Genomic DNA, 17,306 nt, shown 5'->3' with positions numbered 1-17,306 from the left:
TGCAAAACCTGCTTGACCCTCCCGTACCGCTGCCCTACCTAAAGCGACGTTGCGGGTATGGTGAAATGGTATCATACGAGCTTCCCAAGCTTAAGGTGCGGGTTCAATTCCCGCTACCCGCTCCACCACCTCACAGCATGATCTTCTCAAAGACCCAGCCTCACCAAAGCTTTAGACCAAAAAGAACCGCCGCGCATGTCTGCACGGCGGTCCAGTTCCAAACAACTCTGACCGGCTTAAGCGCGCAGGCTCAGGATATGATCAAGCAGCGCCACCGTTGAAGCGCTTGCCCCTTCAGGCGCGCCTTTGCCAGCCACGGCCGGAACCAGCCCGTTGGCCAGCTCTTTGCCCAGCTCAACCCCCCATTGATCGTAGGAATTCAGACCGTAGATCACGCCCTCGACAAAAACCCGATGTTCATAAAGCGCAACCAACTGGCCCAATACATAAGGCGTCAAACGTGGATAAACCAAAGTGGTCGACGGACGATTTCCGCTAAACACCCTATGTTTGGCCAACTGATCGAGCCTGTCCCCCGACACACCTTTGGTCACAAGTTGCGCTCGCGCCTCATCCTCGGTCCGCCCTTTCAAAAGCGCTTCTGATTGGGCCAAACAATTGGCAACCAATGCCCGGTGGTGGTCTCCCAACGCGGGTTCATGCCCCTCAGCACCGACAATGAACTCACAGGGCACCACCTGCTGTCCCTGGTGGATCAGCTGATAGAAGGCGTGCTGGCCGTTGGTGCCAGGCTCTCCCCAAACAACCGGCCCGGCGACGCGCGTTAAGGGGCTCCCGTCCATGGCAACACCCTTGCCGTTGCTCTCCATCTCCAGCTGCTGAAGATACGCCGGCAAACGCGCAAGACGCTGTTCGTACGGCAAAACCGCGCGCGTGCCATGGCCACATACCTGCTGGTTCCATATCCCAACAAGCGCCAAAAGCACCGGCATGTTTTCCGCAAACCCCGCCTCTTGGAAGTGCCGGTCCATCGCCTGCCCCCCCTCAAGAAAGCTCTCAAAGGCCGCTGGCCCAATCGCAAGCATAAGTGAAAAGCCGATGGGGCCCCAAACCGAGTAGCGTCCGCCCACCCAGTCCTCAAATCCAAACACCCGCTCTGCTGGAATGCCAAACTCTGCGCAATTCTCCACAGCAGAGGATATCGCGACAAACCGCCCGAGCGCCGCATCGCCCCCCGCCCAATTGAGCACCGTCCGGGCATTCATCAGTGTTTCTTGAGTCGTGAACGTCTTTGACGCCACAATCACCAGTGTGGTTGCCGGATCAAGTTCTGCCAGCGTGTCGGTCGCGTCCGCGCCGTCCACGTTGGAGATAAAATGGCACTTTGGCCCGTCGTGATATGGCGCTAAGGCCAGCACAGCCATCAACGGCCCCAGATCAGACCCGCCAATCCCAATGTTCACCACATCTGTGATACGACGCCCATCGCCTGGATAGCTACCGTCGCGAACCTTTTGCGCAAACTCTGCCATTCGGGCACGGGTCGCCTTTACCTCAGGCAACACATCTTCGCCGTCCACAACAACCGGTGCGCCATCCAAATTGCGCAATGCTGTATGCAACACCGCCCGACCCTCGGTCTCGTTGATCTTGTCTCCGGCAAACATTGCAGCGCGCTTTTCTGCGACGCCCGCCTTTTGCGCAAGAGTGACAAGTGCGGCCTTGGCCGCCGCGTCGATCGAGGTTTTGCTGTAGTCGAAAACCAACCCGTCTGAAGCTAATGAGAACGCGCCGAAGCGGGTCTCGTCTTGCGCAAATAAGTCCACAATCTTGCGAGAATTTGCATCGGCTTTCATGCCGTCCAAGTCACTCCACATTGATATTACTCCGTCCAATGCACATCTGCGCCGGCACACACTGCACGAATAGGTGCATCTGTGGCTGGCAAATTTTGTGCAGCACTCAACGCCTCGCGTTTGTCTGCACCCTTAATCAAAATATGTTTGCGCATCGCCCCGTTCAGCACGCGGGCTGACAAGGTGATGCGCGTGTCAGGTAAATCGTCTCGTCGCACTGGAAGCAACACCGGCGCGTCTTCTGCCAGTGCGTCTTCAAGCCCCGCGGAATTCGGAAAAAGCGATGCTGTGTGCATGTCGGCTCCCATGCCAAGCAGCGCCACATCCAGCGGCAACGCATTCACAATACCCGCCTCCAACTCTGGCAAAACATCTTCAGGAACCTCAGCGGGGGCATAAAGTGGCAGATATCGCGCCGCAATCGCCCGGTTTGTGAGCAAACGCGCTTTGACCAAAGCAGAGTTAGAGCGTTCATGATCCTCAGGCACCCAGCGTTCATCTGATAAAAGAACATCAACGCGCGCCCAATCCAAATCCGCCGCGCTCAACGCATCAAAAACCGGCCCCGGAGTGGTGCCGCCAGGCACCGCCATAACCACTCGGTCTTTCTGATGGAGAGCTTCGCGCAAATCCTCTGCAAGTACATTGGCGACATCAATCGCCATCATGTCCGCGTCCGGGTAAGTGTTGAAATTCATTTGTCCAATCCTCTCCATTCACGCCCATCCCGGCGCATCATTACATCTGCATCATCCGGCCCGTTGCCAAAGGCGTCGTAGGGTTTTGGCACGTCGCCGCGTGCTTCCCAGCCCTGGATGATCGGGTCGGTCCAAGCCCAGGCGGCCTCCACCTCATCATCACGCATGAACAGCGTTTGATTGCCACGGATGACATCCATAATCAGCCGCTCGTAAGCGTCCGACGTGCCTTCAAGTTTAGGCCCCAAAGCCTCCGCAAAGCTCATGTCCAAAGGTACGTTTATAAGCCGCATACCGCCGGGACCCGGCTCTTTGATAGTGACATTTAACGTAATGCCTTCATTAGGTTGCAGTTGAATGCTCAACTCGTTTCGATGCTGACCGGCCTCCGGCCCAAAGATCGAATGTGGCGTGTCCTTGAACACCACTGTGATCTCGCTATCACGCGCACTGAGCCTCTTTCCGGTACGAAGATAAAACGGGGTTCCAGCCCATCGCCAATTGTTCACCAGACATTTTAGCGCCACAAAACTCTCGGTTTTGGAACGCGGGTTGTCTACATCCTCTCGATAGCTCATTTCACCATCTGCAGCGGTGTATTGCCCCCGCACAATGTGGTGCGGCTGAACACTATCCAACGCACGGATGACTTTGAGCTTCTCATCGCGCACCGCGTCCGGCTCAAATTGTGCCGGAGGTTCCATTGCAATCAAACACAAGAGTTGCATCAGATGGTTCTGAACCATATCGCGCATCGCACCCGATTTTTCGTAATATCCACCGCGCCCTGCGACGCCCACCGTTTCTGCAACAGTTATCTGAATGTGGTCGATGTATTGTGCATTCCAAAGCGGTTCAAACAGCATGTTGCCAAACCGAACTGCCATAAGGTTCTGAACGGTCTCTTTGCCTAAGTAATGATCAATCCGGTAGATTTGGCTTTCATTGAAAAACTGCGCGAGTTCGCGATTCAGCGCCTGTGCGGTCTCCAGATCGTGACCAAAGGGCTTTTCTACAACGATCCGCGTGTCATCGGCCACCAAACCATGGCGCTGCAGGCCCTGCGCCAGATCAGAATACACTCCCGGCCCTACGGAGAAGTAGAACGCGCGCACAACATCAGGTGACAACACATCTGCCAACTCAGTCCAGCCACTTTCGCCACGCGCGTCCACGGCCACGTAGTCAACATGCTCACAGAACGCGGACACTTTCTCACTGTCCTGAGCCATCTCACCGCCGTACTCACGCAGTGCTTGAGCCACCAATGAACGATAGTCCAACGTGCTCAACTCTCCGCGCGCCGCGCCAACAACTTTGCTGCCGTCAGGCACCTGACCAAAACAAAACCGTTTGAAAAGCGCAGGCAAAATCTTGCGCTTTGCAAGATCCCCCGTACCGCCAAATACCACCAAATCGAATGTTTCCACCGGTATGATGCGAGAAACCATCGGCCTTTTCCCCTGCTTGCTGACCGTTATAAAACGGCTTATCGTTAGCGCTAACGACGATGTATCACTGCTACCCTATCATCGCAAGCGCGCTTCACAACTGTGTCAGATGAGTCACTCGTGGGTTGGCCAATCCTTTCAACATTGGGTAGGAGGATAACAACACTCACAGATGGCAGTCGCATGAAAGACCACGTAAATATCGGCAAGTTTCAAGACCCCTACATCACAGCCAAAGGGGAAACCCGTGCGCATGTGGCGCTGAACAACCCTCAGACACTGTGGTTTAATACCGGAACACTGTGCAACATCGCCTGCGAAAACTGCTACATTCTGTCTTCCCCAAAAAATGATGCGCTGGTTTACATAACCGCAGATGAAGTCAGCGACTATCTCGACCAGCTCGACATCCGCCAATGGCACGTACGCGAAATTGCATTTACGGGCGGCGAACCTTTCATGAACCCAGACATGATCGAAATGGCACGGCGCTCTCTCGCGCGCGGGTATGAGGTCTTGATCCTGACCAACGCAATGCAACCCATGCAGCGCAAACGGGTGCGAGCTGACCTATTGAAGCTGGCGCAAGACTATCCGGATAAACTGACCTTGCGTGTCTCCGTCGATCACTGGAGCGCAGAGCTGCATGACAAAGAGCGTGGGAAAGGCACTTTTGAGCGGACACTTGAGGGCATGCGCTGGCTGCGCGACAATATGATAAAGATGACGGTGGCCGGGCGCACTATGTGGGGAGAATCTGAGTTAGATGGACGGGCGGGCTACGCGCGATTATATGCCAAAGAAAACTTTAATATCGATGCGTTAAACCCCGGTGAAACAGTTCTTTTTCCGGAAATGAATGAAAAAGTAGAAGTGCCGGAAATCACCACTGAATGCTGGGGCATCCTCAACAAATCTCCAACAGAAATCATGTGTTCAAATTCTCGCATGGTGGTCAAACATCGCGGCGCTAAAACGCCTTCGGTGATTGCTTGTACACTTCTGCCCTACGATCCCTTGTTTGAGCTTGGTTCAACGCTTGAGGAGGCCGAGAGGCCGGTGCAACTCAATCATCCCCATTGCGCCAAATTCTGTGTGCTTGGCGGGGCCTCCTGCTCCGCCTAAACTCCCAAACCGCACCACGAAATTAGTCGTTCAGCTCAGGAGACCGCCAATATTTGGTCCCCTCTAGGCTTGCATTGACGCGCCAGCGGTCTTTGCTAAGCACAAAAACGGATCGTCCCTCGACAAAGTGTAAGTCTTCGCTGCCTCCGTCTGCGCCGGCCTGCGCACCGCGACTGGCTGTGGCATCGTATCCGCTGTCAACAAAGGCCCTCAAATCCGCTGGTGTTTCAAACAAAATCACAAATTGGCTTTCGAAGCCCCCAATCCCCAAACTTCCGCCAAGGCCACCGGTCCCCATGTTCATATAGCTGCGCAATGTGTCATCTTTGGCCACGGCCACCCCGCGACCATAGCCCGTCGTCACCGGAAAAATCGTCACCTTGCGACTGTCAAATGCGGCATATCCAGCACTGCCCTCATAAAGTGTGGCGGCGTCAGAGTTTTCTGCCAACAGCCGAGCCAAAATGTCGCTCGCCATTTTGTCCAAACGCGCACGCGTGGCCTCCGGTGTCTCTTCATTTGAGACCAACTCCCCTGTAGAGGAAACTGCGCCCTCGACCGCCTCCACGCCCCCCTCAATCGCGCCTCCAACGGCGTTTGCACCTTTGCCTATAGCTTCGCCCGTTGCCGTCACGCCGTCGCCAATTGCGTCACCTGTGGACTCAGCCCCCTTTTTGATCTTTCTCCACAGCCCTTCAGCCACCCCAGGGCTGCTGTGTGTCACCACCAACAACGATATACCCAACCCAGTTAAAACGTGCCGCATACCCAAATCTCCACAAGGCAATCTCTGCCCCCACTTAACCACGAAACAGGCGGATTCCGAAGCGTTCCGAGAGTGCCCCGCTCTTGCGAAACTCTCTATCCACATTTCAGGGGATTTTCACATTTTAAATTCAGTGATTTAGTGCGTTTTCAGATCAATTGTATCAGGAAGATGAACAGCGCCATTGCACCCTATATGATGCCTCTGATATAACGAAACCAACAATATATTGACCGCCACAAAGAAGCGAGATCAGGACTTGAGCGACACGCCGGAAACCCCTGAAAATGAAGAAGAAACACCACGTGAACGGATGATCCACGAAGGTCCATCTGTGACCATCGAGGAGGAAATGAGCGCCAGCTACCTCGATTACGCCATGAGCGTGATCGTCAGCCGGGCCATTCCAGACCTGCGTGATGGCCTCAAACCGGTGCACCGCCGCATTCTTTATGCGATGCATGAAACCAACAATAGCCATGACAAAGCGTATCGGAAATCCGCCCGCCCCGTCGGGGATGTTATGGGTAAATATCACCCACACGGTGACAGTGCGATCTACGATGCATTGGTGCGTATGGCGCAAGATTTCTCTATGTCTCTTCCGCTTCTTGACGGTCAGGGCAACTTTGGCTCAATGGACGGCGATAACGCTGCTGCCATGCGTTACACCGAAGTTCGCATGGACAAACCCGCAGCGGCATTGTTGGCGGACATCGACAAAGAAACCGTCGATTTTCAAGACAACTACGACGGCAAAGACCGCGAACCCACTGTGCTCCCTGCCCGCTTCCCTAATATGTTGGTCAATGGCGCCGGGGGGATTGCTGTGGGTATGGCCACAAACATCCCGCCGCACAACTTGGGCGAAGTGATCGATGCAACTCTGGCTTTGATCGAAGATCCGGATTTGACGTCTGAGCAACTGATTGATTACGTGCCTGGCCCGGATTTTCCAACCGGCGGCATTCTTTTGGGCCGCTCTGGCGCGCGCAAAGCCTATCTTGAAGGGCGCGGCAGCGTCGTGATCCGTTCCAAGACCCGCGTCGAGGAAATCCGTAAAGATCGCTATGCCATTGTCATCGACGAGATCCCTTATCAGGTGAACAAAGCGACGATGATCGAAAAGATCGCCGAAGCAGCACGTGAAAAGCGCATCGAAGGCATTGCCCACGTTCAAGATGAATCTGACCGTGATGGTGTGCGTGTTGTTGTGGAGCTTAAGCGCGACGCAACTGCTGAAGTGGTGCTGAACCAATTGTTCCGCTTTACCCCGATGCAAACCTACTTCGGTTGCAACATGCTGGCGCTGAACGGCGGCCGCCCAGAACAGCTTACGCTGCGCCGCTTCCTGACGTCGTTCATCGACTTTCGCGAAGATGTTGTTGCCCGCCGTACCGCGTATTTGCTGCGCAAAGCACGGGAACGCAGCCATATCCTTTGCGGGCTGGCTGTTGCGGTCACCAACGTCGACGAAGTTGTCGCCACCATTCGAAGCTCTGCGGATGCGGCCGAAGCGCGCGAAAAGCTGATGACCCGTCGCTGGCCTGCCGGAGAGATCGCCGACTACATCAAATTGATCGATGATCCGACACACAAGATGAACGAGGATGGCACCTACAATCTGTCCGAAACACAAGCGCGCGCCATCCTTGAATTGCGTCTGCAGCGCCTGACACAAATTGGTGTGAAAGAGGTCACGGACGAACTTGAAGAGTTGGCATCTAAGATCAAGGAATACCTAGAAATTCTTGGATCACGCGAACGCATCATGGGCATCATTGGTGACGAGCTACGTGAAGTGCGCGAGAACTTTGCCGTAGACCGCCGCACAGAGATTGTCGACTGGTCTGGCGACATGGACGACGAAGACCTGATCGAGCGCGAAGACATGGTGGTGACCGTCACGTCCGGTGGCTACATCAAACGCACCCCACTGGCCGACTTCCGCGCTCAGAAACGCGGTGGCAAAGGCATCTCGGGCATGCAAACCAAAGAAGAGGATGTGGTCACCACCCTCTTTGTGGCCAACACGCACACGCAACTGTTGTTCTTCACCACCGACGGCATGGCCTATAAGCTCAAGACCTGGCGCCTACCGTTGGGTGGACGTACCGCCAAAGGCAAAGCCATTGTCAACATCCTGCCAATTCCGTCAGGTGTTTCCATTGCGGCCATCATGCCGGTCGACCGTCCTGAGGATGAATGGGATGATCTGCAAATTATGTTTGCAACTTCGGCAGGTTCAGTCCGTCGCAACCGCCTGTCCGATTTCACCAATGTGAAATCCAACGGCAAAATTGCGATGAAGTTTGAGGATGATCACGCCGACACCAAACTGATCAACGCCCGCATCTGCACAGATGAGGACGATGTGATGCTGGTCACCAATTCGGGCCGCGCCATCCGCTTCCCAACCACCGAAGTGCGGGTGTTCAACAGCCGCGCCTCCGTTGGGGTGCGCGGCATCCGCCTAAATGGGGACGACGAAGTTGTCTCCATGTCCGTCATCCGCCACTTCCGCGCCGAAAGCGAAGAACGCGCTGCATATCTCAAGATGCGCCGCGCTGTGGCTGGTCTGACGGATGATGGTGGAGACGAGGACGACGCCCCAGCGGGTGAGCTGACCCAAGAGCGGTACGCTGAAATGTCTGCCGCCGAAAACTTGATCCTCACAATCACCTCTGGCGGTGCTGGCAAACTCAGCTCAAGCCACGACTATCCAGTGCGCGGACGTGGTGGCCAAGGTGTTGCTGCTATGGACAAAGCCATGCGTGGCGGTGAATTGGTGGCCTCCTTCCCGGTGGAGCTTGGCGACCAAATCATGCTTGCCACCTCCAAAGGCCAATCCATCCGCGTGCCTGTTGATGGCATCTCGTTCCGCTCCCGCTCGGCAGGTGGCGTGAAAGTGTTCAACACCGGCAAAGGTGAGGAAGTTGTTTCGGTTGCCTGGATCGCCGAACAGGACGACGAAGACGAGACCAACGATAGCTAGTTTGCTTTTCCAATAATGCTTAAATATGGGCGGCCTGTTCTCTCGGGCCGCCCATATTGATTTTGGCGGGTGCCACTTTTCCCTCAGGGACCAATCTGTTTCTTCAAATTAACAAGTGAATCGCGTAAATTGTGAAAGAGTCTTTGAGTTGCCAACTCGGCTGAATTCAGCGCACATCAAGAATGAGCCCCGCGTTAATCCGCTCACGCTGACTGAATTTTTTGACTCCATTGAGTACAATAACCGTAAAAAGGAATGAGGCACACTTCGAAGGCGTGTGGAGGATACCCAGTTCAAACGAGAGCACCTACATGGCAAATGTACGTACAATCAATTGGGACGACCTTCGGATTCTTTCCGCTGTGAGTGAAACCAAAAGCCTTACAGGGGCGGCTAAGGTTCTAAATGTTGATCCTGCCACGGTTTCTCGCCGTATGGCACGTCTGTCTCAGGCGCTGGGTAAGCCGGTTTATAGCAAACAAGTTGACGGATGGCGCGCAAACCCCGAACTAGACAGCTTTTTTGAAGTGATTGAGCGCTTCAACTTGGAGTTGAGCAACGTCGTCAACCAACTCACATCTTTAGACAGTACACCCTCAGGTCAGATCAGCGTTGAGGCCCCGGCTTGTGTGGTAAGCGGGGTTTTCTTACCAAATTTCGAAAATCTCACGTCCTCTGCACCAGAGTTAAACGTGACGTTGCACCGGTCATTGGCATCAACAGGGCTTGGCCAGAACGACCTGATCGTCACGTCCATCCAACCTGAACACGGGCGTCTGATGACACAAGCCATCGGGCAAATGACATTGGAAGCATTTGCACCAAAAGATGCTGACCTAAAGAGACAAAAGAACTGGATTGCGGGCTCCGAAGCGGAGGGGCCCTTCTCCGTCACTGATTTGGGCACCAGTATCTTTGGTTGTCCACCAACGCACCACTTGGATACGTTTGCGGATGCCCTTCGAATGATGTTCGCCAATGGCGGGGCTTGCGTATTGCCGCGCGCATTGGCTCGGGATCACGCATCAAAACTGTCTCGCGTGGATCCAAGCCGAACAAAGCACGTGCCATTGTATTTGTGTTTTCACGAAAGCCGGAAGTCTGACCCAACTGTGCGCGCTGTTGCAGACTGGATAAAAGAGACCTTTAAAGCTGAAAGCGCGCTCTGCCGGAACGTGTTTCCTGATCTCGAGTAAGGAAAACCCCCAGCAACCGACAAAAATGCAATTTCAGGCATGCAGTATTGACGATTGCCAAATTAACTGCGCCGCGAAACACTCATAATTACAAAGTCACTAAAACTATTGACTAAGTAGACTTGATTGAATTTGAGGCACAAAATGTTAAATTCATCTAATAGTGACCGTATTGCAAGTGATCTCGCGCTCTTGGTTTGTCGGGTTGTAATAATCGTTCTTCTCACGGAACAGATCATTTACTTTGTATTCGACATTGCAGGACATTCCGTCATTGGCGCGTTAGATCGCGTCGTGACAGCTGACTGGATGAAACACGTAGTAAGTGTGCAAATGATCTTGGCCGCCCTCTTTCTCGGCTTCGGATTTGCCGCACGGCTCACTGCACTCTGGTCATTGCTCGCGATTGTGTCTTTGACTTCGCTTTATGTCCAAGACGGCGCAGCCATACCCGATTTCCTTGCCATACGCTTTTGGATTTTCATTGCTGCAACATCCCCAGTCGTGCTGTCAGGCAGCGGCGGGTTCTGTGTACTACCCCAGGCCAGACCCCGCCACGACAGCACCGTTGCCAGTTCTTTGCGACTCCACCCACTTTCAAGTCCGCTCAACTAGGGTTACCTAGCCAACTGGACGCGCCCCAACTGCAACCGGGCGCGTCCATTTTTTTTACAGCTTGTAGATATCACCAAATTTGGCTTCCAGATACGCCAAGAGTGGCTCTCCGCTTGGCGTCTTACCCGTTGCGTGTACAATCGTATCCGCTGGCTTGCGCAACCCGCCGTGGGTCTGCAAATTTGTCCGCAACCAGCCTGTCGCCGCCGAAGTGTCACCCTGTGACAGCTGCGCATCCAGATCCGGCACCTCCGTTTTCAGCGCATCAAACAAACATCCGGCGTATACATTGCCCAATGAATAGGTCGGAAAGTAGCCAAACAGACCCACAGACCAGTGCACATCTTGCAAAACGCCGTTTGACGGCTTGTCCACCGCATAGCCAAAATCGGCCTCAAAGCGTTCATTCCATGCGGCTTCCAAATCACCAACCGCCAGATCACCCAGCATCAGAGCACGCTCCAGATCAAAGCGTAGCATGATGTGCAGATTGTACTGAACTTCATCAGATTCCGTGCGGATATAGCCATCGTTGACACGGTTCACCGTGCCATAAAACGCCTCAGCATTGTCGATGCCAAAATCTCCAAACGCTGCTTTCATCTGTTCATAAAGCCAGCTGGTATAGGCACGCCCCCGCCCCATCTGGTTCTCATAAATTCGGCTTTGACTTTCATGCACACCCATTGAAACACCACGTCCCAAAGGCGTCAAAAGATACGCATCATCAATGCCCTGCTCGTACGCAGCATGACCCACTTCGTGGATCGTGGAGTAGAAACAATTAAACGGGTCACTTTCGCTGGTGCGCGTTGTGATCCGCACATCTTGACCGGAACCAGAACAAAACGGGTGCGTCACGCAATCGATGCGCCCATGCTCAAAGTCATAGCCAAACGACGCCGCCAATTTGTTGGTCAGCGCCATCTGTGTGTCTGCCGCGAACTGCCCTGAGAGTTTCTGTGGGGCTTCTGCTGCCAATACCGCCGCGCGCAACGCCACCAACCGCGGCCGCATGGCATCAAACATCGCAGCGATCTCTGTGGCCGTCATCTCAGGTTCGTAGTCATCAACCATGGCATCATATACGTCGCCACCGGCGGCCAGTGCCTGCCCTTCTTGACGCTTTAGAGTCACAACCTCTTCCAAAGTTGGCAGGAACCCGGCCACATCCTCATCGGCGCGCGCTTGCGCCCAAATCCCCTGCGCGCGGCTTGTTGCCTTGGCAATTTCAGCGGCGAGATCAGCAGGCACTTTTGATGTGCGCTCAAAAGACTTGCGAATGTGGCGCACCTGCGCGTGTGCCACCGCATCCAGCTGTGTCTCATCGACGGCCGCCAGCCACTCGCCAACTTTGGGATCAATCCGGCGCGCATGCAGCACGCTTTCCATCGCTGCCATCTCTTCGGCGCGCTGCGGCGCTGCGCCAACTGGCATAATGGCCTCTTGGTCCCATCCCAAACGCCCGGCCACCTGACCCAGCGCCTGTGTGGTGTGCTCAAAAGCCATCAACTGCTCATATGCAGACATCGTATCTTCCTTTTCTCAGAAGGTTTTTTAGGAGGACTCCCGCAGGGAGGTTGCAATGGGATAGTGACTCAGGAACCGGGCGCGCAGGATCAAAACCCAAACCACAACAGCAACCGCTTGGTGCACAATGGCGACATGCACCTGTGCGGCATAGAGAACCGTGGCAATGCCAATGGTGATTTGCAGGGCAACAGCTGCCAACATCGCATTAAAAGCAAATTTTGTTGCCCCATGGGCAGAGCCTCGTGCGCGACGCCAAACAACGATGGCAAAGATCGCCAGAAGATAGCCCCAAATCCGGTGTACAAACTGAACCAGACCAGGGTTTTCAAAGAAGTTGCGCCAGATCGGCTCGATCATAAACGCATCAGGCGGAAACACCTGCCCCCCCATCAAGGGCCAGTCGGTAAAGCTGCGCCCGGCGTCAATACCCGCCACCAGAGCCCCCAAGAGGATCTGCACAGCTGTCATATGCAACAGCCCCGTCGACATGGAAAACAACTTGTCTTCTTTGCCGCGTCGCGCCTGCATCAGATCACGCTCAGTGCGTCCCAGAAGTAGAATGTACCAAGTTATGAACCCAAGGATCACAAAGGCCAGCCCCAAATGAGTCGCCAAACGATAGCTCGCAACTGTTGTCACGCCCTCACCGGACGTCACGCCACTGGCCACCATCCACCAGCCCACAGCCCCTTGCAAACCACCAAGCGCCCCAATCAGCAAAAGCCGCCCCGTCCATCCGGTCGGAATCTGTCGTGCCAATGCAAAACCTGCAAAGCCAAGGGCCCAAACAAGGCCAATGACACGTCCTAGCTGGCGATGTCCCCATTCCCACCAATAGATGGATTTGAAATCAGCCAACGTCATCCACTGGTTCTCAATCGCCCATTGGTCAATCTGCTTGTATTTATCAAACTCGCTTTGCCATTCGAGCGCGTTCATCGGTGGCATGGCCCCGGTCACGGGACGCCATTCGGTGATCGACAAGCCGCTGTCGGTCAACCGGGTCAGCCCCCCGACAGCAATCATCGCAAACACCAGCGCAAACAGGACCATCAGCCAGACACGGATGCCGCGCCGTGCACCTTTTGCTGCGCCATCAATCACACCCACAGCTGCGGGCGAAACTTTGGACGCCTCGCTGCCAACCTCTTCGAAAATGTTACGTTTCTGGCTCATCGCTGACTCCTGATCTTGCGCGCGAGCCTAGTAGGGCCGCGTCGAAGCTTCAACCATTCACTCTTACGGAATGAACGTATATTCAGCCCACCGGAACAAGCGACAAATCAGTCTTTTTCTTTCCAACGGACCATCTGTCGCATCACACCATGCAACATCTGCACATCCGCGCGAGTCAGCCGCATCCGGCTCCACATATTGCGCAGATTGATTTTCATGCCGTCTGACTTTTCAGACGGAAAAAAGAACCCGGCCTCCTCCAGCCGATCCTCGTAGTGACGCCCCAATGCGTCCATGTCCGATTGGTTGGCCCAATCGGTCTTGGCCATATCCACCCGCTCATGCACAATAGTGGCGCTTTGACGACGCCATTCATAGGCAGTCAACAAAACACATTGCGCCAAGTTAAGTGAGGCATACTCTGGGTTTACCGGTACATTGATGATTGCATTGGCCCGCGCGATGTCTTCATTCTCAAGCCCGGCACGCTCCGGCCCAAACAACACCGCAACCTTTTCGCCACGCCCGATCATCTCCGCGGCCTGCTGCATCGCCTTCTCAGGCGTGACCACTGGCTTCGTCAGACCCCGCGCCCGCGCCGTGGTGGCAAAAACGTAGTGACAGTCTTCTAGCGCCTGCTCCGTGGTGTCCGTCAAGAACGCCGCGTCCAACACCCGACCTGCGCCAGAGGCCATCGCCACAGCGCGCTCGTTTGGCCAGCCATCCCGTGGGTCAACCACCCGCATCTTATCGAGCCCAAAATTCAGCATCGCCCGCGCCGCGCCACCGATGTTTTCACCCATCTGCGGACGCACAAGAACAAAGGCGGGCTGCGGTGTGTCGGTGGTCATGAGGCTCTCCAGACGATGCTGCGCTAAAATCTGGCCGCTGATACCCCTGTGCCCCCAACAAAACAAGCGCTCCCGATTCATTTGGCTGTAAATATCCCCACCGGAGGCATAGAATCCCAGTGCGCAACATTCGGAGACAGATCCATGGCCTATGACGAAGGACACGCAACTTTGATGCGCGAAGCCCTACAGGATGTCGACGGTATCTCTGAGAAAAAGATGTTTGGTGGCCTTTGCTTTCTGCTCTGCGGCAACATGATCTGCGGCGTGCACAAAGACGGCGGCATGGCCCGTATCGGAAAAGCAGCTGAACCTGCGGCTCTTAAAATTGAAGGCGTAGACCCTTTGTCTTTTACCGGACGTCCCATGGGCGGCATGGTGGATCTGTCTGAGGATCTCCTCGGTGACGACACCCGACGCACTCAAATCGTGGCCATGGCGCTAACATATGCGCGTAGCCTGCCGCCAAAATGAAAACCCATTTTGCACAACTGCCGATAGCCATTCCCAAAAAACCGCGTTATAGCGGCCCGATCCAACGTCAAGGAGCCAGAGCATGTCCGACATAGAGCTGCCGCAGATCTACCTGATCACCCCGCCAGAAATCGAACTCTCAAGCTTTCCTGATCAACTTGCTGCCGTGCTGGACACCGCTGATATCGCCTGCGTCCGTCTTGCGCTTGCCACACGCGACGAAGACCGCTTGTCGCGCGCCGCAGACGCCCTGCGCGAAGTGACGCACGCCCGCGATGTGGCGATTGTCATCGATGCACATGTAATCCTTGCCGAACGGCTTGGTCTGGACGGCGTCCATCTCACCGATGGCGCGCGCTCTGTGGCCAAGACCCGCAAGGACCTCGGCAAAGACGCCATTGTTGGCGCCTTCTGTAGCGCGTCCAGCCACGAAGGCATGTCTGCTGCCGAAAACGGCGCGGACTACGTGAGCTTCGGTCCAGTTGGCACAACCCCTTTGGGTGACGGGACTTTGGCGGAACAAGACCTGTTTGAATGGTGGTCGCAAATGATCGAAGTGCCTGTGGTTGCCGAAGGCGCGCTGGACGTCGACATCATTGCCAAACTGTCGCCTTTCACGGATTTCTTTGGCATTGGTGAAGAAATCTGGCGCACCGATGATCCAGCTTCCAAACTCAAAGACCTACAGGCCGCTTTCTCCGCCTGATCAAACTGCTCCGCCCACTCTGATTTGTGAGGCCAAACATGACTGCCACACCTGACATCCTTTGCATCGGTTCCGTACTCTGGGACATCATTGGACGCGCGCCAAGCCATATGCGCGTGGGCTCTGACGTGCCGGGCCGCATCTCCCGCCTGCCGGGTGGCGTCGCTTGGAACATCGCAATGACCCTTGCGCGTTTTGGCCTGCGCCCTGCAGCCCTCTCTGCCATCGGCCAAGACGTGGAAGGGGACGAACTGATCACCGCCTGCCGCGAAATGGGGGCGATCATGGACTACGTCTATCGCTCCGCTGATCTGCCGACCGACACCTATATGGCCATTGAGGGCAAAAACGGCCTCATCGCGGCCATTGCTGACGCTCACTCTCTAGAAGCCGCCGGCGAGAAAATTCTCTCTCCACTCGAAGACGGAACACTTGGGTCCCCCAAAGCCCCCTACGCAGGTCTCATCGCGCTAGACGGGAACCTGACCCAACGATTGCTGGATCAAATTGCCCGCAGCCCTCTGTTTTCAGAGGCCGATCTACGTGTCGCCCCGGCCTCTCCGGGCAAAGCCGAGCGGCTGATGCCATTCCTAATGCACTCACGCGCGGTCCTTTATGTGAACCTTGAGGAAGCCGGATACCTCTGCCAGACCGAATTCCAAAGTTCGCAAGACGCCGCCGAGGGCCTGCTGGCACGTGGGGCCGCACGTGCTTTGGTCACGGATGGTGGCAACGACGCCTCCGACGGAACGCCTGATGGCATCATCACACAACAACCTCCCGCTGTCTTAGTGACGCGCGTCACCGGCGCAGGGGATACTTTCATGGCCGCGCACATCGTAGCCGAATCTCGAAACTGCAGCCGTGCAGACGCCCTAGAACGTGCGCTCACCGCTGCTGCAAAATACGTCTCCGGAGAACACGCCACATGAGCTTGACCGCACTTCCCCTTGAATTGTCATCAGAAATTTCTGAAGCCAAGAAAAATGGCACGCCCATTGTGGCGCTGGAAAGCACCATCATCACACACGGCATGCCGTACCCGCAAAACCTCGAAGTGGCGCGTCAGGTGGAAAACGACATTCGTGAGAAAGGTGCCGCTCCCGCAACAATGGCGGTACTCAACGGCACCCTGCACGCAGGCCTGAACGACACACAACTCGAAGAGCTTGCCCAAGCCCGCGATGTCGCCAAGGTAAGCCGCGCCGACATCGCCGTGATTATGGCGCAAGGTCGTACCGGAGCGACCACAGTCGCCGCCACCATGATCGCCGCCCATCTGGCAGGCATCGCAGTGTTTGCAACCGGCGGCATCGGCGGCGTGCACAAAGGGGCGGAGGACAGCTTTGACATTTCCGCAGACCTCACCGAACTGGGACACACGCCCGTTACTGTTGTGGCAGCCGGTGCCAAGGCGATTTTGGATGTCCCAAAAACGCTGGAAGTTCTCGAAACCAACGGAGTGCCGGTGATTGCTTATGGCCAAGACAGCTTCCCTGCGTTTTGGTCTGCAGGCTCTGATCTCATAGCACCGCTGCGCATGGACAGTGCTGCCGAGATCGCAGCTGCGCATAAAATGCGCGGCGCGATGGGACTGCCGGGTGGCCAATTGGTGGCCAATCCAATCCCGGCCACAGATGAAATCGCGGCCGCAACGCTGGCGCCAGTGATTGCGCAGGCGACACAAGAAGCCTCAGATCAGGGGATCAGCGGCAAAGATGTGACACCGTTTTTGCTACAACGCATCTTTGAATTGACCGATGGCCGCTCTCTAACCGCCAATATTGCACTTGTGCGCAACAACGCGCGGCTTGCGGCAGACATCGCAACCGCCCTCGTGGCCTAAGTTGCCATTTTCATCTGCCTAAAACTAAGGCTGTCGCCCCGTGCGGCAGCCGCCAAA

General features: G+C 55.5%; 14 protein-coding genes and 1 tRNA gene. 8 read left to right on the top strand and 7 right to left on the bottom strand.

All coding sequences use genetic code 11. The features are described from left to right. Window positions 1-51: 51 nt before the first annotated feature. Window positions 52-125 (top strand) — tRNA-Gly (locus tag ABWV47_RS00680). A 111-nt stretch (window positions 126-236) separates the two neighbouring features. Here ABWV47_RS00680 and pgi read toward each other — a convergent pair. The 3 genes from pgi to zwf are packed head-to-tail and all read right to left on the bottom strand — an operon-like array spanning window position 237 to window position 3,966. Next, window positions 237-1,838 (bottom strand): glucose-6-phosphate isomerase, encoded by a 1,602-nt coding sequence (pgi, locus tag ABWV47_RS00675; protein ID WP_353307906.1) that lies wholly within the window; start codon window positions 1,836-1,838, stop codon window positions 237-239. Window positions 1,839-1,843: 5 nt separating this feature from the next. Then, the gene (gene pgl, locus ABWV47_RS00670) at window positions 1,844-2,515 is read right to left on the bottom strand and encodes a 6-phosphogluconolactonase (protein ID WP_353307904.1); all 672 of its coding nucleotides are present in this window, start codon (window positions 2,513-2,515) and stop codon (window positions 1,844-1,846) included. Next, complete coding sequence (gene zwf, locus ABWV47_RS00665; RefSeq protein WP_353307903.1) at window positions 2,512-3,966, bottom strand: glucose-6-phosphate dehydrogenase; 1,455 nt, start codon at window positions 3,964-3,966, stop codon at window positions 2,512-2,514. Before zwf ends, pgl begins: the two co-directional genes overlap by 4 nt. A 183-nt stretch (window positions 3,967-4,149) precedes the next feature. Between zwf and ABWV47_RS00660 the strand changes: the two genes are divergently transcribed. Beyond that, window positions 4,150-5,091 (top strand): radical SAM protein, encoded by a 942-nt coding sequence (locus ABWV47_RS00660; RefSeq protein WP_353307902.1) that lies wholly within the window; start codon window positions 4,150-4,152, stop codon window positions 5,089-5,091. A 22-nt stretch (window positions 5,092-5,113) separates the two neighbouring features. Here the strand turns inward: ABWV47_RS00660 and ABWV47_RS00655 are convergent, their stop codons facing one another. After that, window positions 5,114-5,857, bottom strand: coding sequence for a lipid-binding SYLF domain-containing protein (locus ABWV47_RS00655; RefSeq protein WP_353307901.1), 744 nt, complete (start codon window positions 5,855-5,857; stop codon window positions 5,114-5,116). Between the two features lie 259 nt (window positions 5,858-6,116). Here ABWV47_RS00655 and gyrA point away from each other — a divergent pair, with 259 nt between their 5' ends. Further along, window positions 6,117-8,852: a DNA gyrase subunit A gene (gene gyrA, locus ABWV47_RS00650; RefSeq protein WP_353309523.1), complete on the top strand. Its 2,736-nt coding sequence runs from the start codon at window positions 6,117-6,119 to the stop codon at window positions 8,850-8,852. Window positions 8,853-9,163: 311 nt separating this feature from the next. Then, window positions 9,164-10,048, top strand: a complete 885-nt coding sequence (locus ABWV47_RS00645) for a LysR family transcriptional regulator (RefSeq protein WP_353307900.1) — start codon at window positions 9,164-9,166, stop codon at window positions 10,046-10,048. A gap of 669 nt (window positions 10,049-10,717) precedes the next feature. Here ABWV47_RS00645 and ABWV47_RS00640 read toward each other — a convergent pair. The 3 genes from ABWV47_RS00640 to ABWV47_RS00630 all read right to left on the bottom strand — a co-directional run bounded on the left by ABWV47_RS00640 (window position 10,718) and on the right by ABWV47_RS00630 (window position 14,223). Beyond that, window positions 10,718-12,193, bottom strand: coding sequence for a carboxypeptidase M32 (locus ABWV47_RS00640; protein ID WP_353307899.1), 1,476 nt, complete (start codon window positions 12,191-12,193; stop codon window positions 10,718-10,720). A gap of 27 nt (window positions 12,194-12,220) precedes the next feature. After that, on the bottom strand, window positions 12,221-13,372 hold the full coding sequence (gene ctaA / locus ABWV47_RS00635; protein ID WP_353307897.1) for a heme A synthase: 1,152 nt from the start codon (window positions 13,370-13,372) through the stop codon (window positions 12,221-12,223). Between the two features lie 107 nt (window positions 13,373-13,479). Then, window positions 13,480-14,223, bottom strand: coding sequence for an RNA methyltransferase (locus ABWV47_RS00630; protein WP_353307896.1), 744 nt, complete (start codon window positions 14,221-14,223; stop codon window positions 13,480-13,482). A 144-nt stretch (window positions 14,224-14,367) separates the two neighbouring features. Between ABWV47_RS00630 and ABWV47_RS00625 the strand changes: the two genes are divergently transcribed. From ABWV47_RS00625 to ABWV47_RS00610, 4 genes are all read left to right on the top strand, one after another. Next, a complete protein-coding gene (locus tag ABWV47_RS00625; protein ID WP_353307895.1) occupies window positions 14,368-14,697 on the top strand; it encodes a TfoX/Sxy family protein in 330 nt (109 codons plus the stop codon). An 82-nt stretch (window positions 14,698-14,779) separates the two neighbouring features. After that, window positions 14,780-15,403, top strand: coding sequence for a thiamine phosphate synthase (locus ABWV47_RS00620; protein WP_353307894.1), 624 nt, complete (start codon window positions 14,780-14,782; stop codon window positions 15,401-15,403). A 38-nt stretch (window positions 15,404-15,441) separates the two neighbouring features. Continuing rightward, window positions 15,442-16,335 carry a PfkB family carbohydrate kinase gene (locus ABWV47_RS00615; RefSeq protein WP_353307893.1) on the top strand — a complete coding sequence of 298 codons (894 nt, stop codon included), beginning with the start codon at window positions 15,442-15,444 and terminating at the stop codon, window positions 16,333-16,335. Then, window positions 16,332-17,249, top strand: coding sequence for a pseudouridine-5'-phosphate glycosidase (locus ABWV47_RS00610; protein ID WP_353307892.1), 918 nt, complete (start codon window positions 16,332-16,334; stop codon window positions 17,247-17,249). Before ABWV47_RS00615 ends, ABWV47_RS00610 begins: the two co-directional genes overlap by 4 nt. The last annotated feature ends 57 nt before the right edge of the window (window positions 17,250-17,306 follow it).

It is taken from the genome of Shimia sp. NS0008-38b (assembly GCF_040370365.1).
Lineage (GTDB): Bacteria > Pseudomonadota > Alphaproteobacteria > Rhodobacterales > Rhodobacteraceae > Shimia.
Note: the sequence above shows the minus strand (reverse complement) of the source record. Positions and strands in the feature narration are given on the sequence as shown.